1 protein-coding gene is annotated in these 254 nt (G+C 42.9%); it reads left to right on the plus strand.

Annotation, left to right across the window (positions count from 1 at the left end):
• Positions 1–85: 85 nt before the first annotated feature.
• Positions 86–254 (plus strand): transposase (locus C162_RS37405; RefSeq protein ID WP_036697976.1); only part of this gene is annotated, 169 nt, incomplete at its 3' end.

Raw genomic sequence — 254 nt, forward strand, 5'->3', positions numbered from 1 at the left:
TGGTATTATCCCCTTGAAGTAGACACTCGAAAAAAACCTCATGTGTTAACATGAGGAAATGAGTGAACTTGGAGGGGATTTTGGTATGGCCAAAAAGGGACAAGTATTTCAATCGTACACAGAGGAATTCAAGAAAGAGGCCATTCAAGCCTATTGTACAGGAGGTGAGAGCTATAAGGTCGTCTCCGACAGGTTGGGAATTGTGAACTGTACCCAGCTTAAAGTATGGGTAAAGAAATATCGGAATGGGGAGC

Origin of the sequence: Paenibacillus sp. FSL R7-269 (genome assembly GCF_000517865.1) — a bacterium.
In the GTDB taxonomy this organism is placed as follows: domain Bacteria; phylum Bacillota; class Bacilli; order Paenibacillales; family Paenibacillaceae; genus Paenibacillus_AQ.